The sequence below is a fragment of the Amycolatopsis sp. 2-15 genome (assembly GCF_030285625.1).
GTDB classification, from domain to species: Bacteria; Actinomycetota; Actinomycetes; order Mycobacteriales; family Pseudonocardiaceae; genus Amycolatopsis; species Amycolatopsis carbonis.
Map to the genome: position 1 here is coordinate 2,463,737 of NZ_CP127294.1, position 21,796 is coordinate 2,485,532.

Genomic DNA, 21,796 nt, shown 5'->3' on the forward strand with positions numbered 1-21,796 from the left:
GGCACTATCGTGTGCCGCGGGCCTGGCCAAGATCGTCGAGGGGTGCGGCATGAGCGAGGGAGCGGCTCCGTGGCCGCAGGAGATCCGGCTCGCGGTGACCATGGTCGGGGGCGCGAGCCTGTCCGTGTGGATGAGCGGCGTGGCCACCGAGACCTCGGCGCTGCTGCAGGCGTCGCGCTCTGCTGAGCCGGCCGGCGGGTACCGGAAGCTGCTCGACCTGCTGCACGCGAAGGTGCGCCTCGACGTGCTCACGGGCACGAGCGCGGGCGGCGTCGGAGCGGCGGCGCTCGGCCTGGCGGAGGCGTTCGCGTCGTCGCCCGCGCCGTTGCGGGACACGCTGCTGGCCGGGGGTTCGCTCGCGAACCTGATCCGCGACCCGAAGGAGCCGCAGCCGCGCTCGCTGCTCGACGGTGACCGGTTCCTGGGTGACCTCGACGGCGCGTTCCGCACCATCGTCAGCGGCGGCACCACGCCGGCCGAACCGCCGGACGTCACGCTGCTGTTGCCCGCCACGATGATCGACGGCGAGACCGTGTGCTACGACGACGCGCTCGGCAACCTCGTGCGCGACACCGAGCGGCGCATGCTGTTCCGCTTCGTCGGTCCACTGTGGAACAACCAGGTGACGGCACCGCTCGCCCTGGCGGTGCGCTCGACCGCGTCGTTCCCCGGTGCGTTCGAGCTGTCGCGGCTGCCGGTCGGCGCCGACGTCGCGGACCGCCTGCACCCGGACATGACCGACTACACCGAGCTCACGCGCTCACACTGGCTCACCGACGGCGGCGTGCTCGTGAGCAAGCCGCTGCGCCCGGCGTTGCGCGAGATCTTCGAACTCCCGTCTTCGTCGGACGTGCGGCGGCTGCTGCTGTACGTGGTGCCCACCGTGGAGGCCGAAGCGGCCGCGGTGCCGGTGGATCCGGCGAACCCGCCGCTGCTGGGCGCGGCGCTGGCCAAGGTCGTGTCGTCGGTGATCAACCAGACGATCAGCGCCGATCTGGAGGAGCTCACCGCACACAACGACGCCGTGGTCGCCACTCGCGACACCCGCGTTTCCCTCGCTGCACTGGGACTGCGTGGCGGCGAGCTGGTGGACCACCGCGTGATGGCGGCCTACCTGGAGCGGCGCGTGGCCGAGGACGCGACCGAGCTGGTGCGCACGGCCACGCGGTACTACGCGTTGTCCACTGTGGACGGCCACAGTCCCGACTGGGCCATGGGCCAGTCGACGGAACTGCGGGCCGCGGCCGCGCAGGGTCTCAGGCACGGCATGCCGGCGAAGGCGCCGGGAGTCGTCTGCGAGGTCGAAGACCTCGCCGACTTCCGCACCACGGCCCTCGACGACTCCGTCGCCACGGGCCTGCAGCTCGTGAACGCCGCGTTCCACCTGTGCCCGGACCAGCAGCAGGCCGCCACGCTGAACGACGTGCGGGCCCGGCTGCACGCGGCCCGGAGCAAGGCCGCGCGGGGCGTCCGCATCTCGCCGTGGGTGGCACACCACGAGCCGCCCGCCCCGGGCACTTCGGCGGCCGAGTGGATCGGGCAGCTGGCGCAGGAATGGGCGCGGCTGGGCAAGTCGGACGCGCTGCGCGAGGCGTGGCCGATGGTCACCGGCGCGCTGCGCGACGCGGCGCCGGTGCTGCGGGAGCTGGCGAGCGACCCGTTGGCGGCTGCAGCGGTGCTGCAGCTGGGCGGGCAGGCGCCGTCGCCGGAAGCTCCCGGGCTCAAGCTGGAGACGGAGGTCGCCGGTCTGGTGGCCGAGGCCGTCGACACCGTCACCACGCTCGTCGGCTGGTTCGGCATGGCCGAAGACGGCGCCGGGGACGAACGGACGTTGATGTCCCGTCTCATCCTCCTGCACGTCGCCACCCGTGGTCTGCTCGCGCAGCCGCCGTCGGTGGACCAGCGCGTGGACCTCGTGCAGGTCAGCGCGGATTCCCGCACGCTGCTCGACCTGGGCCGCCGGCGTGGCTGGGACAAGCTCACCGGCCTGCAGGCCGACTACTTCGGCGCGTTCTACAAGTCCTCCTGGCGCGCGAACGACTGGATGTGGGGTCGCGTCGACGCCGTCGGCTGGCTTGTGCAGTGCCTGCTCGATCCGCGCCGGCTGCGGGTGCTGCGCAACGTTGTCGGCCCGGAGGCGTTTCGCGTGGAGGTGCGCGAAGCGTTCCAGGCGGTGGGCTGGCAGCTGCCGAGCGTTGCGGACAACGTGCCGGCCGCCGACGTCGAGTCGCTGGTCGCGCAGCTCGGGGAGGAGCTCGCGTTCCTGGGCCTCGACGCGCAGCTGGGCGACGTGGCGTTCGGCGACGACCTGCCGACGAGCCTGCCGGTCACGTCGATGGTGCTGGCGCGCGCCCGTCAGCTGGAGATCGCGCGGGAAGAGCTGCCGGTCGTCGCGAAGCAGGCGGCCGACGACGCAGTGGAGGGCAACGGCAAGCCGTCCGAGGCCTTCCGCAAGATCATGGCCACCCCGCCGGCCGACGCGGCCGCGACGCAACGCGCGTTCCAGGCCTGCCAGGTCTCCGCCGAGCGTTTCGAAGGCGAACGTGGCACGATGCTGCTCACCAAAACGCTCGTGAAGGCCGGTGCGACAGGAGTCAACGCCGCCGCGGGCGCCACCCGCGTGCCGACGTCGCTGCAGCCCGCCGCGAAGGTGGCCCAGGCGACCGGGCGCAGCGCGTGGTGGGTCACGCAGGGTGCGACGAAGCTGGGCCGCCCGTGGAACCTCATCGCGGCCGCCGTGACGGCCGTGGCCGGTCTCGTGCTCGGTGGCAACGGCGGCCAGGTGCTGCAGTGGGTCGGCCCGCCCGTGGCCGCGGGTGCGCTCGTGTTCCTCGTGGTGAGCCTGCTGACGCTGAAACGCACGTGGCGCATGGTGCTCACGCTGCTGTGCGTGCTCGTGGTGGCGGCGTTGCTGTTCGCGGCTTTCCTGCCGCCGCTGGCGCAACCGTTGTTCGGCTGGCTCGGTACGGTGGTCGCGGGCTGGCGCCGCGGCGAGGCGCCCGTGTGGTGGCTGCTCGTGGTGCTGCTGCTCGTGCTGCCCGCGGTGTGGACGCCGATCGCGGCCCTACGCCGGCGGAAACGGCGCGAACCGGCGAGGAACACACAGCGGAGCTGACCGATCACCGTCGAGACGCGCCGCGTGAACAGGCGCTGAGTTCGTCCGTCTTGCGCCGAAACGCCTGAGGCGTCATGGTCGGGGGACACAAGGCCGCTCACCGAGGTGGGTGGCCCAGGAGCACGGCATGCCCCGCCGCGCCGCCGATCAAACGTGTTTGTGGGGCTCCTCACCGGGGTATCCGCGTTGCCGCAGGTGGGCGGGGTGGGAGTGGTCCGCGTCGCTGGCGGCAGGAAAATTCTCTGTTACGTTTCCTGAGTATGTCCGGAAAGCACTTGATCGAATCCCCGACCAAGGCCGATGGCGCCGCCCTCTGGCGAATCGCACGCGATTCGCAGAAGCTTGATCTCAACTCTCCGTATGCATACCTGCTGTGGTGTCGCGATTTCGCGGAGAGTTCGGTGGTCGCCCGAGTCGACGGTGAGGCGGTGGGTTTCGTCATCGCCTACCGGAGGCCGTCCGAGTCCGACGTCGCGCTCGTGTGGCAGGTCGCGGTCGACTCTTCGCAGCGTGGGAAAGGCCTGGCCGGGCAGCTGCTCGACGCCTTGTTCGCCCGCCTGGTCGACGACGGGGTGCGTTTCCTCGAAACCACGATCACCCCTGACAACGAGGCTTCGATCCGCCTCTTCGCGTCGTTCGCGAAGCGGTGGAACGCCGCGCTGGAGAGCAGCAGGCTGTTCGAAGCCGGAGATTTCCCGGAAGATGGGGAAGGTGGGCACCAGCCTGAAAACCTTTACCGCATCGGGCCGTTGATCCGTCAATAAGCCGTGTATTTCGGGGCGAGTAGGAGCAAAGAAACGTCATGAGCATCTTCGAAGAGCTCGAATCGGAAGTCCGCAGTTACAGCAGGGGGTGGCCGGTCGTCTTCGACCGTGCGCAGGGCAGCTGGCTGTACGACGAGGACGGCAAGGCCTACCTCGATTTCTTCGCGGGTGCCGGCGCGCTGAACTACGGCCACAACAACCCGAAGCTCAAGGCCGCGCTGATCGACTACATCCAGCGCGACGGCGTGACCCACGCGCTCGACATGTTCACCGTCGCCAAGCGCGATTTCCTGGAGGCCTTCCAGGAGAAGATCCTCAAGCCCCGCGAGCTGGACTACAAGATCGTCTTCCCCGGCCCCGGTGGCGCCAACGCGGTGGAAGCCGCGCTGAAGCTCGCGCGCAAGGTGACCGGCAAGGAGTCGGTCATCAACTTCACCAACGCGTTCCACGGCATGACGCTGGGTGCGCTGTCGGTCACCGGCAACTCGATGAAGCGCGGCGGCGCGGGTGTCCCGCTCGTGCACGCGACGCCGATGCCGTACGACCGCTACTTCGACGGCACGATCCCCGACTTCCTCTACTTCGAGAAGCTGCTCGAAGACTCCGGCAGCGGCCTGAACGAGCCCGCCGCCGTGATCGTGGAGGGCGTGCAGGGCGAGGGTGGCATCAACGCCGCGCGCCTCGCCTGGCTCAAGGGCCTGTCGGACCTGTGCGAGAGCCACGGCATCCTGCTGATCCTCGACGACGTGCAGATGGGCTGCGGCCGCACCGGCCCGTTCTTCAGCTTCGAGGACGCGGGCATCAAGCCCGACATCGTCTGCCTGTCGAAGTCCATCGGCGGCTACGGCCTCCCGATGGCGCTCACGCTTATCAAGCCGGAGCTCGACGTCTGGGAGCCGGGTGAGCACAACGGCACCTTCCGCGGCATCAGCCCCGCGTTCGTGACCGCCACCGAGGCGATCAACCTCTACTGGAGCGACGACGAGCTCGAGAAGTCCACGAAGGCCAAGGGCGAGCGCATCGCCGCCGCCTTCAAGGACCTCGTGGAGGCCTACCCGGACGCCAACCTGGTGGCGAAGGGCCGCGGCCTCGCGCGCGGCATCGAGTTCGCGAACGGCGACCTGGCCGGCGCCGTGTGCAAGCAAGCCTTCGAGCGTGGCCTGCTGATGGAGACCTCCGGGCCCGACGGCGAGGTCATGAAGCTGCTGCCGCCGCTGACGCTGACCGACGACGAGCTCACGCAGGGCCTGTCGATCATCAACGACTCCATCGCCGCCGTCCTCAAGTAGTTCCGAACAACAGGTAAGGAGCGACCTTTGCTGGTCCGTACTCTCGACGAAGTCACCGACACCGACGCCGACATCAAGACGCCCAACTGGCGCAGCAAGCGCATCATGCTGGCCAAGGACGGCCTGGGCTTCTCGGTGCACGAGACCACGCTGTATGCGGGCACGGTGAACGATTTCTGGTACGCCAACCACATCGAGGCGGTGTTCATCACCTCCGGCGAGGGCGAGGTGGAGAACAAGGCGACCGGTGAGGTCTTCCCGCTGGCGCCGGGCACCATCTACGTGCTCAACGATTCCGACAAGCACCAGGTCCGGCCCAAGACCGAGATCAAGTGCGTGTGCGTGTTCAACCCGCCGGTGACCGGCCGTGAGGTGCACGACGAGAACGGCGTGTACCCGCTCGTCACCGAAGAATCCGCCTGAGCCTTCACGGCTGCTGCCGCGCCACCACCACACCCCGACAGGAAAGAACGCGAGAACCAGGAGGCGAGCAACTGTGACGCTGATGGACACCCGGGTCGAGGACGGTTACCCGACCCGGATCACCGGTACGCCGGAGCAACTTCCGCGCGTGCACCCCACGGTGTGGGGTACCGAGGCAGACGGCCCCATCGACGCCGCGACCCTGGCCAACCACGAGGCCAAGGGCTACACCGTCGACGAAGGCCTGCTCTCGCCCGGTGAGGTCCAGACGTACTGGCAGGAGCTCGTGCGGCTGTCCTCCGACCAGGAGCTGCGGGCCGACGAGCGGGTGATCACCGAGGCGAAGACCGGCGAGGTCCGGTCGATCTTCGACGTCCACGTGATCTCGGATCTCATCGCGGAGCTCGTGCGCGACCCGCGGGTCCTCGACCGGGCCCGGCAGATGCTGGGATCCGACGTCTACGTCCACCAGAGCCGCGTGAACTACATGCCGGGCTTCAAGGGCACGGGGTTCTACTGGCACTCGGACTTCGAGACGTGGCACGCCGAGGACGGCATGCCGACGCCGCGGGCCGTGAGCTGCTCGATCGCGCTCACGGACAACTACCCGTACAACGGCGGGCTCATGGTCATGCCGGGCTCGCACCGCACGTTCGTGCAGTGCGCGGGCGAGACGCCGGACGACAACTACAAGAGCTCGCTCAAGGACCAGCGCGTCGGTGTCCCGGCCGAGGACGACATCACGAAGCTGGCGGCCGAGTGCGGCATCGACCAGTTCACCGGCACGGCCGGCACGGCGCTGTGGTTCGACTCCAACGTGATGCACGGGTCGTCGAACAACATCACCCCGTACCCGCGCTCGAACATCTTCCTGGTGTTCAACAGCGTGGAGAACGCGCTGCAGGAACCGTTTGCGGCCGGCAGCCCGCGGCCGTCGTTCATCGCCGGCCGCGACAGCACCGCGGTGCGCCGGTGACGAGGGTTACGTCCGCGCCGTGGCGGGTCGCCCGTAGCCGGGAATGCGCACCCTGTTACTTTGTCGCCACTCCGCACGGGCCTCGTGGGTCCGCCGCGGAGGAGCTGTCCGCGGCAGTCCGGGTTCCTAGCTCGGGGTGAGCCCACCCGTCCCGCCCGGGCAGCATTGAGGTCGGGTGGACCGCGCCCCCTGGCGGCCCAGCCGACGTCACCGAGTCCGGCCCCGCACCATCAGATCGGGACTGATGGTGCGGGGCCGGATTCGTTTTGTCCGGGGGAACGCCGGCTACGACATTCGGGCTACGACCGCTGCTCGGCCGGGAAAACCGTGCGCACAGCCGGTGAAACAGCGACTGACACGTGGGTGTCCGGCGTGTGGAGTTCACGAAAGAGTTGTGTCTGTCCGCTCATCACCACGGTAGGTTGTGCCTCCTGGCGGGGGAGACGCCGGAACCAACACGGGGAGGTGCGCGCGAGCATGGCCGAAAACGCGGGCGCGCACGTGCAGCTGCTCGGCCCCGTCACGCTGCTCGACGGTGCACGTGCAGTTTCCATCGGCGGTCCCGGCGTGAAAGGACTGCTCGCACTGCTGGCGTTGAAGGTCGGCAAGGTCGTGCCGCTAGAGGAGATCATCGACGCGCTGTGGGGCCACGACCCGCCCGCCACCGCGCGGACGATCGTGCACGGCAACGTCTCGCACCTGCGCCGCGTGTTGCGCGACCTGCGCGGTGACTCCGTCGCGGAGATCCTCACGAGCCCACCCGGCTACCAACTGGCGGTGGATCCGGCGCGCATCGACGTGCACCACGCCCGGGCCCTGCTGGACCGCGCCGTGCTGGAGCCGCCGGAGCAGGCGTCGACGCTGCTGGGCTCGGCTTTGGCTCTGTGGCGGGGGCCCACGCTGTCCGGCGTGCCGGATTCGGTGCGTGCGCCCGAGCTGGAGGACCTGCGTCTCGCGATCCACGGCGCGCGGGTGGACGCCGACCTGGAGCTGGGCCGGCACAACGAGCTGATCGTGGAGCTCAGCCCCCTGGTGCGCGCCGACCCGCTGGCCGAGCGCACGGCCGGGCAGCTCATGCGCGCGCTCTACCACGCCGGCCGCCGGGGCGACGCGCTGGAGCTCTACCGCACCGTCTCGCGCGCCACGCTGCGCACGCTCGGCGTCGAACCGGGCGGCGACCTGCGGTGGCTGCACGAACGCGTGCTCAACGACGATCTGGACGTCGCCGTCCCCGAGGTCACGGCGCCGGTGAAAGCGCCTTCACAACTGCCCGCCGCGGTGCCTTCGCTCGCCGGCCGCGACGCCGAGCTGGCGTGGCTGGACGGCCTCGCGGAGACCGGCGAGAGCACCGTCGCCGTGGTGTCCGGGACGGCCGGCGTCGGCAAGAGCGCGCTGGTCGTGTGGTGGGCCCACCACACGACCGCACGGTTCCCGGACGGCGTGCTGTTCGCGTCGCTGCACGGTTTCGACCCACGGCACGCGCCGCTGGAGCCCGCGGAGCTGCTCACGCAGTTCCTGCTCGGCCTTGGCGTCGCGACGGGTGACGTGCCGGAGCAGCTGCACGAACGCGTCGCGCTGTACCGCTCGCTCATCGCGGGCCGCCGCATGCTGGTGCTGCTCGACGACGCGCGTTCCGCCGAGCAGGTGCGGCCGTTGCTGCCGCCCGGTTCGCGGTCGATGACCGTGGTGACGAGCCGGTCGAAGCTCGAAGGCCTGGCGGTGTCCAATGCGGCGCGGCTGCGTGTTCTGGGCACGTTGGCACCGGACGACGCGGTGCGCCTGATCGAAGAGCTGGCCGGTCCCGCGGACTTCGAGCTGAACCACGCCTTGGCGCGCTTGTGCGGCTACCTGCCGCTGGCCCTGCGCATCGCCGGCGCGCGCCTGTCCGCCAGTCCACAATGGACCACCCAGGACCTCGTCGACGAGCTGGGCAACGAACGCACCCGCCTCGCCGCCCTGGAGGTCGACGGCGCGGACGACGGCGTGCGGGCCGCGTTCGACGTTTCCTTCCGCAGCCTCCCTTCGGACCTGGCGCGGCTCCTGCTGCGGCTCGGTGTCCTGCCGGTCCGCCGCGTCGGCCCTCACCTGGCGGCCGCGGTGGCGGCCATGCCCGTCGACCGCGCGCGCCGCGCCCTGCGCACCCTGGCGGCGCACAACCTGCTGACCGAGACGGCCCGCGACGTCTTCGCCCCCCACGACTTGGTGCGGCTCTACCTGCGGGAGCTCGCGGAGTCCGAACTGGACAGTCGGTCCACGGAAGCGGTCCTGGTCCGCGCCGTGCACTTCTACCAGGCCGCCTCCGATACGGCCCGCCGCCGCATGCTGCGCATCGTCGACCCGCTCGACCTGACCGACCTCCTGCCCGCCGACGCCCTCCCGGCGCTGCACACGTTCGACGAGGCCCAGGACTGGTTCGAAGCGGAGTGGCCCAACCTCCTGGTGGTCCTGGACGCCGCGTATTCCGCCGCGTTGTACGGCGACGTCTGGCGCCTCGCCCGGGTTTCGCACACCTACCGCGTGGTCTGGCCCTTGCTCGACGAGTGGACTCGTTTGATCGACCTGGGCCTGGCCGCCGCCGAGGCTTCCGGCGAGGTCCTCGGCCAGTGCTGGATGCTCATCTCGCGCTGCGCCATCGCCCTGACCTTCGAGCTGCCCCAGGTCCGCCCCGCCGACGCCGAACGCGCCCTGGACCTCGCGGTCCAGCTCGGGGACAAACGCGCCATCACGGTCGCCAACATCCACCTCGGCAGCATGCTGTCGCTGTTGTCCCGCCACGACGAAGCCATCTCCCGCCTGCTGGAGGCCGTCGCCGAAACCGAACGCACCGGCGACCTCGAGCTGCGCGGGCAGGCGCTGAACAACTGCGCCGAGACCGAGAAGCGCGCCGGCCGGTTCGAGGAGGCGGTGGCCCACGAGCTGGCTTCGCTGGCGATCGACCGGGAGCTGGGGAACGACAGCTACGCGGTCGTTTCGCTGAACAACCTGGCCGACCTGTCGCAACGGCTGGGCGACTCGGCGACGGCTTCGCGTTATGCGTGGGAGGGGATCGATCTCGCGCAGGCCCGGGGGTTCGACCTGCACGAGGCGATCCTTCGGGTGACCTTGGCGCGGATCTTGCGCTCGTCGCCCTCGACGGTTGGGTCGGCTGCGGAGCAGTACGCCCTGGCGGCGGTGCTGTACGGGCGGGTGAATCCGGCCCAGGTTCCGGAGGTGCAGGCTGAGGCGGCTGAGCTGGGGTGAGCCTGGGTGGACCGGTTCGACCTGTTCGCTGGGCGCCGGCCCGATGGTTCGCTGGGCGCTGCTTCTGAGAGCTCGGCCTGTCCGCCCGGGCAGCAGGGCGTGGAGATCGGTTGAAGATCGGTCCGCGGGGGTGCACAAGAGGTTTCTTGCACAGTGTTCACCCGGGTTTGCGCAGGTCGGGGATACCCTGGCTGGGCATACTTAGTGGTTTCTTAGCCTCCCGGGGTGTGGGCCGCGTAGGGTCGTAGATGGTGTCGGCGGAGCCCTAGGGGAGGGGCAGGCTGTGAAGCCGGCGCCGCGGGTCCGCAGTCGTGTACGGCGGGTCCGGAAGAGCCGCCAGGAGCGGCTCGGTGGCGGTTGGCCGGCCGACTTGGGGGTAGGCCGGCCGGCCGCCAGGCCCCGAGGCGACAGGAGCGCCTGAGGGCGTCATTCGAGTGGTCTGGCACCCCGTGGGCCCAGCGATCGAAGTTCTTCTGTTCAGGGCGTGCGCAGGGCTGTGCAAAGCCAGCCGCTGTCCTCGACCTCACCCCACATTCGCCGTGCAAAGCGCAATCGTCGAACCACTGCTGTCTGCCACCGTTTTCCCGTCCACCAGGATCGTGCACGAGATCTGGTTCGCGACGCTCGCGTTGGCGGTGTCCGCGGTCAGGGTGAGGATCGGGGTGCCGCCGCTGAAGGAGGCGTGGCCGTGCCACTGGTCGGTGCTCGCGGGGGCCGACTCGGTGCGCTGGTCGTTGAGGGTGCCGTAGCGGACGGTGGCGCCGCCGGCCGAGGTCACCTCGAAGTCGACGTTGTGTTCGTCGCCCGGAGTTGGCGGGATGTGGAGGTCGCCGGCGCCGCTGGTGCCGAAGACCGACGGGAACAGCACCACCGTGGCCGACAGCAGCGCCGCGATCACCGCGACGATCACCGCCGTCACCGCGATGCCCCGGCCGCCCGCTTTGCCGCGCGTGGCCTGGACCGTGCCGACGATCCCCAGCACCAGCCCGACGCCCGCGAGCGGCCACGCGACGAAGCCGTAGCCGGGCACGAACGCTGCCGCGATCGCCGCCAGCCCGAGTACCAGGCCGACGATGCCGAGGACGTTCGGCTTCGGCTTGGGCGGAGTGCGGTTCGGCGGCGTGGGCAGGACGCCGCCGGGAGCGGCCGCGATCCGGGGGTCGGGCGGGATCACGCGCCAGGAGCCCGAGTCCGAGGAGCCGCCGCGGTAGGCGGAGGCGGCGGGTTCGGCTCGCCACGCGCCGGAATCCGAAGGTCCACGACGGCGCGCACCACCGCCGGAAGCTCCGTGAGCGCCGGATCCGCCACCGCGAGAAGCCGCGGCACCGAAATCCGTATCCCGCCGTGAAGAATCCGCGGAATCACGACCCGAAGAGGCACCACGTGAACCGCCGTCGGAACCGGTGCCAGGCGGCGCGGAGGCACGTCCGGAAGGGCGGCCGTGGCGCGCGGGGGCGGGCTGGTGCCGCGGGTCGGGGGAGGTCATGCGTGGGGCCTTCCGGGTCGAAGTGCGACGACGTTAACCCATGCCGACCAGTGGAAGGCGAAATCGTTACATAGCAGAAAACGTCATCTATTCACCGCGCCGGACGCGCACTGGTCATTTACCGTCCCGCACCCCAGTGAGTGACCAGGGAAACCACAATTGAGCATGCGCCGCGTATGCACATTATCGGCGCCGCGAATGAACGAACCGCGCGAAATCAGTGGTCGAACAAGCTCACTTCGGGCGTGATCTCGAGCAGTTCGTGCACCGGGCGGCCGCGACGGCCGTCGATGGTCGTCGTCCGGACCACACGCAGGCGGGCGGTCACCGGACGGTCGAGGTTCTCCTTGATCTGATCGAGCAGGTCCTCGGCGACGGCGCCCTGGATCGTGCCGCCGGATTCGCGCTCCAGGTAGAAGATCCGCCGCCGCGTGCGCACACCGTCGAGGCGGCCGGACACGGTCTCGTAGCCCACGGCCTCGCGCGACTCGCGCAGGCTGTCCCTCAGGATCCGCGCCTGCTCGGTCGTCACGCTGCGCGTCACGTGCTCGCCCGCGGTGGGGGTGAGCGCCATGCCGATGCCGGCGTGCTTGCTCACCGCGTTGACGATGTCGCTCACCGCGTTGCGCACGGTGTCGCGCTGCAGCAGGACCGCGTCGAGCGCGCCGTCGTCGGAACCGTTGGCGGGCAAGAAGTCGCAGAGCTCCTTGACCGCGCGCTCCGACAGGGTCTCGATGCCGTCGTGGATCAGCGCGTCGTCGAGCGCCGGCTCGGGGAAGCCGAAGAAGATCGCGTTGCCCGCCTGGCCCTTCTGGATCAGCGGCGCCTTGTCGCGGTCGGCCTGCTGGACGAAGGTGACCTCGTTGGACGGGTTGCGGATGATGTGCCCGATCTTCGCCGTCGCGTCCTGAAGCGCGCGGCTGATGTCGGAGAACGTGTACGCGTCGATGTGCGTCTCGCCGATCACCGACACGTGCAGCAGCGGCGAGCGCGACGTGCGCTCGAACTTCGCGTTGGCCGCCATCGCCGACGCGCGCGCGAGGTCGTCGAGCCACGTGCCGCCGGGGATCTCGTCGGCGATGCGCCGGAACTCGTTCCTCACCAGACCATCTCCGGGAACCCCTTGCCACCTTCGGCCCACACGGTCTCCCACACGTCCTCGTCGCCGGGACGGCACAGGAACCCGTCGAGCATCCCGCCCACCGGCTGTACCTGCTCGAGGTACATCGCGGGCTGCCCGATGATGACTCCGCGCAGCGTGAGCAGGCCGTACAGCGCCGTTCGGCCCTCGTCGTCGAGCCGCTTGAGCGCGCCCCACTCGTCGGGCAACAGCACCACGTCGAGGCCGCGCGGCGGGTGGCCCGTGCGCATGACGAACGCGCCGCCGATCCAGGCGCGGCCCGAAGAGATCACCTGGCGGGCGACACCGAGGTAGCTGTTGAGCGCGCTGAAGAGGATCTCGCGATCGTTCTGGTGCGGGGCGTCGAACACGAGCCGCTCGTAGACGTCGGCGAGATCGGCCTGGTGACGGCCCGGGGGCAGCAGGTTCTGCGGCGTCCAGTGCGGGAGCGGCATCGGACCTCCTGACCTCGCGAACCTCGACGAGAGGCTCACGGCTCCCGCGCACACCATTGCTCACAGTGCGTAGCCGAACTTACCAGGTGGGTGTCAGCCACCTCGCCCAGGTCGGCGCGGCGCGGACTTGTGGGGCTCGTCGTCGCGCGGCCACCCGTCCACGGGCTCCTCGGCGGTCGGCCAGTTCAGGTCACCCGAGAGGTGCGGTTCGGGGTCCGGCAGTCGCCCGATCCGGTGGCCGGAGGGCTCGTCCGGGGCGTACGGCTCGTCGGGGTCCACCTCGGGGTAGTCGTTGTAGACCCGTTCGGGTTGCTCGTCGTAGTCGTAGCTGGTCACCGGAATGTACTGCGTCCGCTCGGCGTCGCTCGGCTCCGCGACGTCAGCCAGCGAGCCCGACGTCGAGCCCGACGTCGAGCCTGCGCCCGCCGCCGAAGCCGCGGGTTCACGAGAACGCTTCGGCCGCCCCGCTCGCATGATCAGCCACATCACCAGCGCCCCCAGCAGGAACGCGACGAGCAGCCACAGCCAGATCTGCCCGAAGAGCCAGAGCATCCGCCATCACCTCTCTTCGACCGTGATCTCGACCCGCCGGTCCCCGCCCTCACCCGGCGCCGCGGTACTGCTGCCGCGAACGAGCAGCCGGTTGGCCGGCACTCCGCCGGCGGTCAGCAACCGCATCACCGCCCGCGCCCGGCTCTGCGAAAGCCGGATCGCCGACGTCCGTCCGCCCGGACCCTCGGCGACGTGCCCGGTGATCCGGTAGCGCAGGTCGTCGGGCGCGTCCTTCAGCAGCTTCGCGACGGCGCGCGCCGACTGCGTGCCCTCCGGCGTGAGCTGCGCACTGTTCGGCTTGAACGTGATCGGCGCGTCGGCCAGCTGTGCGTCCAGCTCGTTCTGCACCCCGGCGCGGTCGGTCGGCGGCGCCGACGAAGTCGTGCTCGGTGGCGCGCTGCTGCTCGGCGGCGGACTCGTCTTCGACGGCGCCGTGGGTGTCACGGAAGGCGGATTCGGCGCCGCCCCACCGGAAACCTCCGCGGACTCGACCCCGTCGACGCCCTGCACGATCCCCAGCGCACGCCCGGCCTGGTCCGCCGGGAAACCCGACAACGTCGCCTGCCGGCCCGAGAACGACACGTCGCCACCCCGAATGCCGGCCGCGGCGAGCGCGGAGCGTGATCGTCCGGCGAGGTCGCCTTCGATGCTGCCGGCCCCCACCCACGTGACCACCCCGGCGAGCACAGCCGTGACCAGCACCGCGACGGGGATCAGGCGGAGCCAACCGCGAGCACCGGACATATAGGGACCATAGGCCGGGCCCGGCCCGTTGGCGACCTGGTCGGGCGCGCCATTCGGGTGGCGCTGATCCGAACCGGGACCAGGTCAGGACGCGGTGGCGTTGTCCTGGAGGTCGCGCACGTCGAGCTCCAGCGCGGCGGCCTCGGCCTGCACCAGCGGCGAGAGCTGCGGGCGCTTCGGTGACAGCCCGTCACCCATCGACTGGCCCTTGAGCTGGCGGCGGATCCACGGCAGCAGGTGCGTTTTGGTCCAGTCGAGGTCCGAGCGCCGCGAGGTGATCCAGGTGGCCGGCTCCGCGGTCGGCGGGTACGGCTCGCGCCAGTCCTCGGTCACGGGCACGCCGAGCACCTCGGCGGTCAGCAGCGCGATGCGGCGGTGCGCGTCGGGCGTGAAGTGCAGGCGGTCGTCGCTCCAGGCGCGCCGGTCGTGCAGCGGCGCCATGGTCCAGAGGTCGACCATCTGCGCGCCGTGCCGGGCCGCGATCGCCCACAGGTAGGTGTTGTAGATGCCGATCTTGCCGCGCAGCACGCTCATCACCGAAAGCGCCTTGGTGTCGGGACCGTTGAAGATCACGACCGGGATGCCGGCCTCGCGCAGCTTCACCACGCCGGCCTCGAACCGGGCCGCGATGGCATCGACATCCACGCCCGGCACGATCACGTCGTTCCCGCCCGCGCACAGCGTGACCAGGTCGGGCTTGACCTCGAGCGCGATCGGCAGCTGCTCGTCCATGATCTCGTCGAGCATCTTGCCGCGCAGCGACAGGTTCGCGTATCGGAAGTCCGGCCGTCCCGCGGCGAGCATCTCGGCGAGCCGGTCGGCCCAGCCCCGGAAGGAGCCGTCGGGCAGCTCGTCGTTGAGGCCTTCGGTGAAGCTGTCACCGATCGCCACGTAACTGTCGATTCCGTACACTCTGGGATCCCCTTCCCCGGACTAACCGCGCCTGCCCCGCGTTAAGTTGTACACCACAACTAACAATCGGACGTCCCCGTATCCTTCCCGGCAGCCACCCCTGATTCAGGCGGAAGTCACAGTCTCTTATCTTGTCGGATCGTCGCGCGCGTGTATTACGCGATTTTCACCTCGATCCGGGGTGACGAACCGCTCAATCGAGCACTGATCGGACACGCGTGTGGCGAAGGTCTCCCGCTTCGGGACTGCCGCTCCGGAATCCGGCAGGCTGGGGATGTGACGGACGAGACGACGCCTTCGCGCGAGTCGCTCGCGCAGATCCTCGGTGGCCGCCGAGGGGCGATCGACGCCAGCATTCCGCCGGTGGCCTTCGTGGTGGGCTGGCTGGCCACCGGGCAGTCGATCTCGTGGGGCGCGATCGTGGCCATCGGGGTCGCCGTGGTGCTCGGCACCTACCGGCTGATCCGCGGCGACAAGGCACGCGCGGTCGTCGTGAGCCTCGCGGCCGTGGTGATCGCCGCGCTCATCGCGCTGCACACCGGCCGCGCGGAGGACTTCTTCCTGCTGCAGCTGCTCTCGAACGCGGCGAGCGCGCTGCTGTTCGCCGCCAGCATCGTGGTGCGGTGGCCGCTGCTGGGCGTGATCGTGGGACTCCTGATCGGACAGAAGACGCGCTGGCGCCGTGACCCCGCATTGCTGCGTGCGTACTCGTGGGCGAGCTGGGTGTGGGTGCTGCAGTACCTGATCCGCGTGGTGGTCTACGGCCTGCTGTGGTGGGGCGGGCAGGTGGTCGCTCTCGGTATCGCGCGCACCGCGCTCTCCTGGCCGCTGGTCGCGGCGACCGTGGCGGTGAGCGGCTGGGTGCTCTACAAGGCGCTGCCGGCCGGGCATCCGGGCCTGCGGCTCGCCTCGGAACCGGGTCCGGAAAACGGGCCCAGGACATAAGGCGGCCCCCGGCGAGGGGGGAGGGTCCGGGGGCCGATGTCTACGGTACCCGGCCCGGAGGGGTTGAGTCGACGGTTTGGGCACTTCGAACCATGTTTTGGTCGTATTCACCTTGCCGAAGGTCGCGCCGCCGTCTCTCCCCAGGCGTCGACGGCGGCCAGCCACGCGGCGCCGAGCACTCCGTCGGAGCTGGTCAGCACGTCGAGCCCGGCCAGCCCGGCCTGCACGAGCGGTCCCACCGGACCCGTTCCCGTGAGGACGCTGCCCACGAGTACCACGGGAGTTTTCTCGCCCGGATCGCGCGTGGCGAGGGCCGTGGCGATCAGAAGATCGGCTGCCCGGGCCACGATTTCCGTCGCGGCGGGCTCTCCGGCGGCCGCCGCGGCACTCACGAGGGGCGCGAACCGCGCGAGCCGGATGGGCGCTTCGGCGTTGACCTTCGTGATGAGCGCACGCGCGGTGGCCAACCGATTCGCTTCCGTGACAAGCGAATTGGGGAAATCGTGATTGTCTGAAGTGGCCACTTGGTCCCGAGAGTCCACAAAAGACGGTCCGAACGCCTCGGCGAGCACGGCGGCCGGCAGCCCGGTGAGTGCCGGCCCGCGGCCGAGCGCCTCCAAAGTGGATCGCACCGCCTCGCGCCCGAGCCAGAACGCCGAACCCTCGTCGCCGAGCAGCCAGCCGCAGCCGCCCGCCGTGGCGGTCATCCGCCGTTTGCGGATGCGGCCGGCGATCGAGCCGGTGCCCGCCACGAGCACGGTGCCGTCGGGGGCCGACGTCGCCGACGCGTACGCGACTTCGGCGTCGGCCACCGTCCGGACCACACCGGCCAAACCGATCCGTCGCCACGCCTCGGTGAACACCGCCGCGACCGCGGGGTCGGACAGCTTGCTCACCCCGGCCAGCCCGACCACAGCGGCGCGCACGTCCGTGCGCCCGCCCAGCGCCCGCTCGATCGCCGAGGCGATGCGCGCGGCCGCCTCCGCCGGCGGGTGCGAGTTGGGGTTGGCGCCGCCGGCCGTCGCCGAGCCGAGCACGGCGCCGGTGGCGTCGACCGCGATCGCTCGGGTCGACGTGCCACCGGCGTCCACGCCCACGACGAGATTCACCGGGTCTTGGTCACCTTCAGCAGCCCGCGCGGGCTGTCCGGGTCACCGCCGCGCGCGAGCGAAAGCCCGAGCGCGATGCGCTGGATCGGCAGGATCTCCAGGATCGGCGCGAGTTCCTCGGCCGTCGGGGCCACGGGGATCCGCAGCGCCGCCGGCACGTCGGCCGACGCCGAGCCGACCGCGAGCACGTCGGCGCCACGCTTGCCGACGGCCTCGAGCACCTCACCCATGGCCGCGCCGCCGTGGCCCGCGCTGGTTACCGCGAGCACGGCGGTCTCGCCGTCGACGGCCGCCACCGGGCCGTGGAGCAGGTCTGCGCCGCTGTAGGCGCGGGCGGCGAGGTAGCTCGTCTCCGCCAGCTTCAGCGAACCTTCGAGCGCCGTCGCGTAGGAGTAACCGCGGCCGGTGGTGAGCACGCGGTCGACGAAGCGGTAGCGGTCCACCGCGCGCTGCACGCCTTCGGTCGCGCCGTCGAGCGTCTGCTGGGCGAGGTCGCCGAGCTTCTGCGCGTCGGCCGCCTTGCCGCCGCGCACGGCGTCGATGAACAGGTACAGCGCGAGCAGCGTCGCGGAGTACGTCTTGGTCGCGGCCACCGCCTTCTCCAGACCGGCGCCGATGTCCACGCCCAGCTCGGCCGCCGCGCGCAGCGGCGAGTCCGGTGTGTTCGTGACCGATACCGTGAGCGCCCCCTGGCGCCGGGCCGCTTCGGTGACCTCGATGAGGTCGGGTGAGCCGCCGCTCTGGCTCACGGTGACGAAGAGCACGTCCTTGAGGTCTGGTCGTGCGCCGTAGAGCGTCGCGGTGGACGGTGACACGAGACCCGCGGGAAGACCCAGGAGTACCTCGATCAGGTACTTGGCGTACAACGCAGCGTGGTCACTCGATCCCCGTGCGGCGAGCAAAGCGAAACGGGGCGGCTTTTGTGAAATCTTTTCAGCTACTTCGGCTATTTCGCCCTGCCGCTCGACGAGCCCGGCCAGTACGGCAGGCTGCTCCGAGATTTCCGCGGCCATGTGCTCGCCGGGATGTTGTTGGGTCATCACTTTCCTCTCCGCCGGGACCGGAGCCCCGGGTGTGCTGAGCGGCGTGCGGTCAGGTCTAGACCAATGCTAGCTCGGCGGAGCGTTTGTGGTGAAGGGTACGTTTCTTGACGGGGAAGTGGCGCGATAGTGAGGGAAAGCTGAGGGAGCCGGTCATGTTGGAGACATCCCCCGCGAGTGAGGCGGGGACAACGGCGGGTGTGCGCGGGCAGCGCGAACCCAAGTACTGGGCGCTGAAACAGCACCTGCTGGATCTGCTCGACGCCATGCCGCCAGGCTCGCCGATCCCGACGGAACGGGCGCTGGCGGGCGAGTTCACCGTGTCGCGCACCACCGTGCGGCAGGCGCTGGCGGACCTGACGGCCGAGGGCCGCTTGCACCGCGTTCAAGGCAAGGGCACGTTCGCGGCCGAGCCGAAGCTCGCGCAGCGGCTGCAGCTGTCCTCGTACACGGAGGACATGCGCAAGCAAGGCCTGAAGCCGTCGTCGAAACTGCTCGAACTCGAGGAATTGCCCGTGGAGGGCGAACTCGCGAAACTGCTCGCCATCCGCCAGGGTGCGAAAATTCTTCGCCTTCGCCGTCTGCGGCTGGCCGACTCCCAGCCCATGGCGCTGGAGACGACGCACCTGCCGCTCGGGCGCTTCCGCGGGCTGCGCAAGCACATTTCGGCCGGAGGGTCGCTCTACGCAGTGCTTCGTGAGCACTACGGCGTCGAACTCCTGCGCGCCGAGGAGACGATCGAGACGTCGCTCGCCGGCCCGCAGGAAGCCGAGATGCTCGGCGCGGACGTCGGCATGCCGGTGATGATGCTGACGCGGCACTCGTTCGCCACCGACGGCAAGCCGGTGGAGTTCGCGCGCTCGGTGTACCGCGGCGACCGCTACAAGTTCGTCACGACGCTGCTGCCGTGAGCCGGGCCGGCGGGCCCGGGAGCACTCGCCGGGCCGGGCGTGGGTGGTTGCGCCCGGCCCGGCGTCGCGTCACCGTGTGCGCATGAGCTTCGAGCGTGCGCGGTGATCGCACGGTGACGACGACGGACAGCGGTATCCGCTGGGGCACCCCGCTGGCGCGCGGGGTGTTGTGGACGACGATCCTCGGCTCGAGCATGGCCATGCTCGACGGGACGATCGTCAATGTCGCGCTGCCCCGGATCGGCGAGGAGCTCGGCGCCACGGTCGCCGGGCTGCAGTGGATCCTCGACGGCTACATGCTGGCGCTCGCCGCGCTGATCCTCGTGGCCGGCTCGCTCGGCGACCGCTACGGCCGGCGCCGCATGTACCTGATCGGCGTGGTCTGGTTCGGCATCGCCTCGGCGCTGTGCGCGATCGCCACCTCGACCACGGAACTGGTGATCTTCCGGATCATCCAGGGCATCGGCGGCGCGCTGCTCACCCCCGGCTCACTCGCGATCCTGCAGTCGTCGTTCAGGCACAACGACCGGGCGCGCGCGATCGGCGCGTGGTCCGGGCTGGGTGGTCTGGCCGCCGCGGTCGGACCACTGCTCGGCGGCGTGCTGGTGCAGGTCTGGTCCTGGCGGCTGGCGTTTCTGATCAACGTGCCGCTGGCCATCGTCGTGGTGCTGATGGCGCTGAAGTTCGTGCCCGAGTCGCGCGACGAGACGGCCACCGGCCACCCCGACTTCACCGCCGCCGCGACGGGCGCGATCGGGCTCGCGGGGATCACCGGGGCGCTGGTCGAAGCGCCCGGCCGCGGCATCGGCGACCCGATCGTGCTGATCGCGCTGGTCGCCGGCATCGCCGGGCTGAGCGTGTTCCTCTGGCTGCAGCACCACTCCCGCGAACCGCTCGTTCCGCCGAGCCTCTTCCGCAACCGGACGTTCACGCTGTCCAACGCGCTCACGTTCGTGGTCTACGCCGCCCTCGGCGCCGTGATGATGCTGCTGGTCCTGCAGCTGCAGGTCTCCCTGAACTACCCGCCGACGCTCGCGGGCCTGGCCGGACTGCCGATCACGATCATCATGCTGCTGCTCTCGGGCCGCTCGGGCGCGCTGGCCCAGCGCATCGGGCCGCGGCTGCAGCTGGTGGTCGGACCGATCGTGATCGGCATCGGCATGCTCCTGCTGATCCGCGTCGGACCGGGGTCCTCGTACCTCGGTTCGGTCTTCCCCGCGGTGGTCGTGTTCGGCCTCGGACTCGCGTGCACGGTGGCGCCGGTGACCGCGACGGTGCTCGCCGCGGCCCCCGACCGCTTCGCCGGTGTCGCGTCCGGGGTGAACAATGCGATCGCCCGAACGGGTGGTCTTCTTGCGGTCGCGGTGCTCCCCGCTGCCGCCGGACTCACCGGTTCGGCCTACCGCGACCCCGTCGCGCTGACGGCCGGCTGGCGCATGGCTCTGCTCATCTGCGCCGTCCTGGCGATCGCCGGGGGCCTCATCGCGTTGGGGATTCACAACGGCGTGCTCGGTTCTCCGGACGATTCCGGAGACACCGCCGGTGGCCCGGCCGGGCCCGAGGCCGAGCGAGTCGTGGACGACGAGTCGCCCCACCTCGGCGAGTGCTACTCGTGCGGGGTGGACGGGCCGCCGACCCACGTCCGCCCGGGCCCGGTGCGCGACTGATCCCTATGCGAGCAGCTCGGCCAGCAGTTTCGGGTCGACGTTGCCGCCGGAGACCACCGACACCGTCTTGCCGCCCGGCAGCTCGCCGGCGTGGTGCAGGAACGCGGCGGTGGCCGTCGCGCCGCTGGGCTCGGCCACGAGCCGCGCCCGGTGGGCCAGCACGCGCACGGCGTCGCGGATCTCGTCCTCGGTCACGGTGATGATGTCGTCGAGCACTTTCTGCAAGTGGGCGAAGGTGAGGTCCGAGGGCTGGGCACGCAGGCCGTCGGCGATCGTGCGGGCACGCTGCTCCATGGGCCATTCGATGCGGCGACCGACGCGCAGGCTCTCGGCGGTGTCGCCGGCCAGCTCGGGCTCGACGCCGATCACCTTCGCGTCCGGGCACAGCGCCTTGATCGCCGTGCCGACGCCCGCGGCGAACCCACCGCCGCTCACCGGCACGAGCACGGTGTCGACGTCCGGCAGGTCGGTGGCGATTTCCAGGCCCGCGGTGCCCTGGCCCGCGATCACGTCGAGGTGGTCGAACGGCGGGATGAGCGTGAGCCCGCGCTCCTGCGCCAGCGCGGCCGCGGCCGGCGCCTGGTCCGCGATCGGCACCTCGACGACCTCGGCGCCCCAGCGCCGGGTGGCCTCGACCTTGAGCCGCGGCGCCACGTCGGGCACCACGATCACGGCGGGGATGCCGAAGGCGTTCGCGGCGTAGGCGACCGCCTGCGCGTGGTTACCGCTGGAATACGCGACCACACCGCGTGCGCGCTCCACGTCGTCGAGTGAGGCGATCGCGTTGTACGCACCGCGGATCTTGAACGCGCCGATTTGTTGCAGGCTCTCGGGTTTGAGCCACAGTTCGCCTTCGGCCCAGGGCTGGCGCAACAGCGGAGTGCGTACGGCGTGGTCCGCCACGCGCTTCGCCGCGGCCTCGATGTCGGAGATCGTCACCAATCGCATGCGGCGAGTATGTCAGGAAAGTGTGAGCAATAGTCTATCCATTATGGACAGTCAACGTGTCCTCCCTCACGACTGGGCAACGCGGGGAGTTCCTGAGACG

General features: G+C 70.5%; 18 protein-coding genes. 9 read left to right on the forward strand and 9 right to left on the reverse strand.

Features of this window, described 5'->3' with window-relative positions; translation table 11 throughout:
• Positions 1-49: 49 nt before the first annotated feature.
• From QRX50_RS12015 to QRX50_RS12040, 6 genes are all read left to right on the forward strand, one after another.
• Positions 50-3,115: a patatin-like protein gene (locus tag QRX50_RS12015; RefSeq protein ID WP_285972020.1), complete on the forward strand. Its 3,066-nt coding sequence runs from the start codon at positions 50-52 to the stop codon at positions 3,113-3,115.
• 260 nt (positions 3,116-3,375) lie between these two features.
• Positions 3,376-3,879, forward strand: coding sequence for a diaminobutyrate acetyltransferase (ectA, locus tag QRX50_RS12020; protein ID WP_285972021.1), 504 nt, complete (start codon positions 3,376-3,378; stop codon positions 3,877-3,879).
• Between the two features lie 38 nt (positions 3,880-3,917).
• Entirely contained in the window at positions 3,918-5,168 is a 1,251-nt protein-coding gene (gene ectB / locus QRX50_RS12025; protein ID WP_285972022.1) for a diaminobutyrate--2-oxoglutarate transaminase, read from the forward strand.
• Positions 5,169-5,195: 27 nt separating this feature from the next.
• Positions 5,196-5,591 (forward strand): ectoine synthase, encoded by a 396-nt coding sequence (locus tag QRX50_RS12030; RefSeq protein ID WP_285972023.1) that lies wholly within the window; start codon positions 5,196-5,198, stop codon positions 5,589-5,591.
• 73 nt (positions 5,592-5,664) lie between these two features.
• Positions 5,665-6,567, forward strand: a complete 903-nt coding sequence (gene thpD, locus QRX50_RS12035; protein WP_285972024.1) for an ectoine hydroxylase — start codon at positions 5,665-5,667, stop codon at positions 6,565-6,567.
• A gap of 477 nt (positions 6,568-7,044) precedes the next feature.
• Entirely contained in the window at positions 7,045-9,807 is a 2,763-nt protein-coding gene (locus QRX50_RS12040) for an AfsR/SARP family transcriptional regulator (protein ID WP_285972025.1), read from the forward strand.
• A gap of 523 nt (positions 9,808-10,330) precedes the next feature.
• Here the strand turns inward: QRX50_RS12040 and QRX50_RS12045 are convergent.
• The 6 genes from QRX50_RS12045 to QRX50_RS12070 form a co-directional block, all read right to left on the reverse strand.
• Positions 10,331-10,981, reverse strand: coding sequence for a DUF4190 domain-containing protein (locus QRX50_RS12045; RefSeq protein WP_285972026.1), 651 nt, complete (start codon positions 10,979-10,981; stop codon positions 10,331-10,333).
• A gap of 529 nt (positions 10,982-11,510) precedes the next feature.
• Positions 11,511-12,395, reverse strand: coding sequence for a hypothetical protein (locus tag QRX50_RS12050; protein WP_220244693.1), 885 nt, complete (start codon positions 12,393-12,395; stop codon positions 11,511-11,513).
• A complete protein-coding gene (locus QRX50_RS12055) occupies positions 12,392-12,868 on the reverse strand; it encodes a DUF6932 family protein (protein ID WP_285972027.1) in 477 nt (158 codons plus the stop codon). The genes QRX50_RS12050 and QRX50_RS12055 overlap by 4 nt, the downstream gene beginning before the upstream one ends.
• 93 nt (positions 12,869-12,961) lie before the next feature.
• Positions 12,962-13,420, reverse strand: a complete 459-nt coding sequence (locus tag QRX50_RS12060; RefSeq protein WP_285972028.1) for a LapA family protein — start codon at positions 13,418-13,420, stop codon at positions 12,962-12,964.
• Positions 13,421-13,426: 6 nt separating this feature from the next.
• Positions 13,427-14,164, reverse strand: coding sequence for an OmpA family protein (locus QRX50_RS12065; protein ID WP_285972029.1), 738 nt, complete (start codon positions 14,162-14,164; stop codon positions 13,427-13,429).
• Positions 14,165-14,248: 84 nt separating this feature from the next.
• On the reverse strand, positions 14,249-15,076 hold the full coding sequence (locus tag QRX50_RS12070; RefSeq protein WP_285972030.1) for an SGNH/GDSL hydrolase family protein: 828 nt from the start codon (positions 15,074-15,076) through the stop codon (positions 14,249-14,251).
• 276 nt (positions 15,077-15,352) lie between these two features.
• On the opposite strand from QRX50_RS12070, the gene QRX50_RS12075 reads away from it, so the two are divergent.
• A complete protein-coding gene (locus QRX50_RS12075; protein ID WP_285972031.1) occupies positions 15,353-16,021 on the forward strand; it encodes a DUF3159 domain-containing protein in 669 nt (222 codons plus the stop codon).
• A gap of 107 nt (positions 16,022-16,128) precedes the next feature.
• On the opposite strand, the gene QRX50_RS12080 is transcribed toward QRX50_RS12075, so the two are convergent.
• Complete coding sequence (locus tag QRX50_RS12080) at positions 16,129-17,130, reverse strand: N-acetylglucosamine kinase (RefSeq protein ID WP_285972032.1); 1,002 nt, start codon at positions 17,128-17,130, stop codon at positions 16,129-16,131.
• On the reverse strand, positions 17,127-18,170 hold the full coding sequence (locus QRX50_RS12085; protein WP_285972033.1) for an SIS domain-containing protein: 1,044 nt from the start codon (positions 18,168-18,170) through the stop codon (positions 17,127-17,129). The genes QRX50_RS12080 and QRX50_RS12085 overlap by 4 nt, the downstream gene beginning before the upstream one ends.
• Before the next feature lie 155 nt (positions 18,171-18,325).
• Between QRX50_RS12085 and QRX50_RS12090 the strand changes: the two genes are divergently transcribed.
• Both QRX50_RS12090 and QRX50_RS12095 read left to right on the forward strand, forming a co-directional pair.
• Entirely contained in the window at positions 18,326-19,081 is a 756-nt protein-coding gene (locus QRX50_RS12090; protein ID WP_285972034.1) for a GntR family transcriptional regulator, read from the forward strand.
• Positions 19,082-19,233: 152 nt separating this feature from the next.
• Positions 19,234-20,748, forward strand: coding sequence for an MFS transporter (locus QRX50_RS12095; protein WP_434533333.1), 1,515 nt, complete (start codon positions 19,234-19,236; stop codon positions 20,746-20,748).
• 3 nt (positions 20,749-20,751) lie between these two features.
• Here the strand turns inward: QRX50_RS12095 and QRX50_RS12100 are convergent, their stop codons facing one another.
• On the reverse strand, positions 20,752-21,696 hold the full coding sequence (locus tag QRX50_RS12100) for a threonine ammonia-lyase (protein ID WP_285972035.1): 945 nt from the start codon (positions 21,694-21,696) through the stop codon (positions 20,752-20,754).
• Positions 21,697-21,796: the final 100 nt, after the last annotated feature.

What these genes read in the sequence shown, in the direction of transcription:
- QRX50_RS12100 (WP_285972035.1), bottom strand. Translation starts at nt 21,696, where the DNA reads ATGCGATTGGTGACGATCTCCGACATCGAGGCCGCGGCGAAGCGCGTG.
- ectA (WP_285972021.1), top strand. Translation starts at nt 3,376, where the DNA reads ATGTCCGGAAAGCACTTGATCGAATCCCCGACCAAGGCCGATGGCGCC.
- QRX50_RS12040 (WP_285972025.1), top strand. Translation starts at nt 7,045, where the DNA reads ATGGCCGAAAACGCGGGCGCGCACGTGCAGCTGCTCGGCCCCGTCACG.
- QRX50_RS12015 (WP_285972020.1), top strand. Translation starts at nt 50, where the DNA reads ATGAGCGAGGGAGCGGCTCCGTGGCCGCAGGAGATCCGGCTCGCGGTG.
- QRX50_RS12090 (WP_285972034.1), top strand. Translation starts at nt 18,326, where the DNA reads ATGTTGGAGACATCCCCCGCGAGTGAGGCGGGGACAACGGCGGGTGTG.
- QRX50_RS12055 (WP_285972027.1), bottom strand. Translation starts at nt 12,868, where the DNA reads ATGCCGCTCCCGCACTGGACGCCGCAGAACCTGCTGCCCCCGGGCCGT.
- QRX50_RS12060 (WP_285972028.1), bottom strand. Translation starts at nt 13,420, where the DNA reads ATGCTCTGGCTCTTCGGGCAGATCTGGCTGTGGCTGCTCGTCGCGTTC.
- QRX50_RS12085 (WP_285972033.1), bottom strand. Translation starts at nt 18,170, where the DNA reads ATGACCCAACAACATCCCGGCGAGCACATGGCCGCGGAAATCTCGGAG.
- QRX50_RS12065 (WP_285972029.1), bottom strand. Translation starts at nt 14,164, where the DNA reads ATGTCCGGTGCTCGCGGTTGGCTCCGCCTGATCCCCGTCGCGGTGCTG.
- ectB (WP_285972022.1), top strand. Translation starts at nt 3,918, where the DNA reads ATGAGCATCTTCGAAGAGCTCGAATCGGAAGTCCGCAGTTACAGCAGG.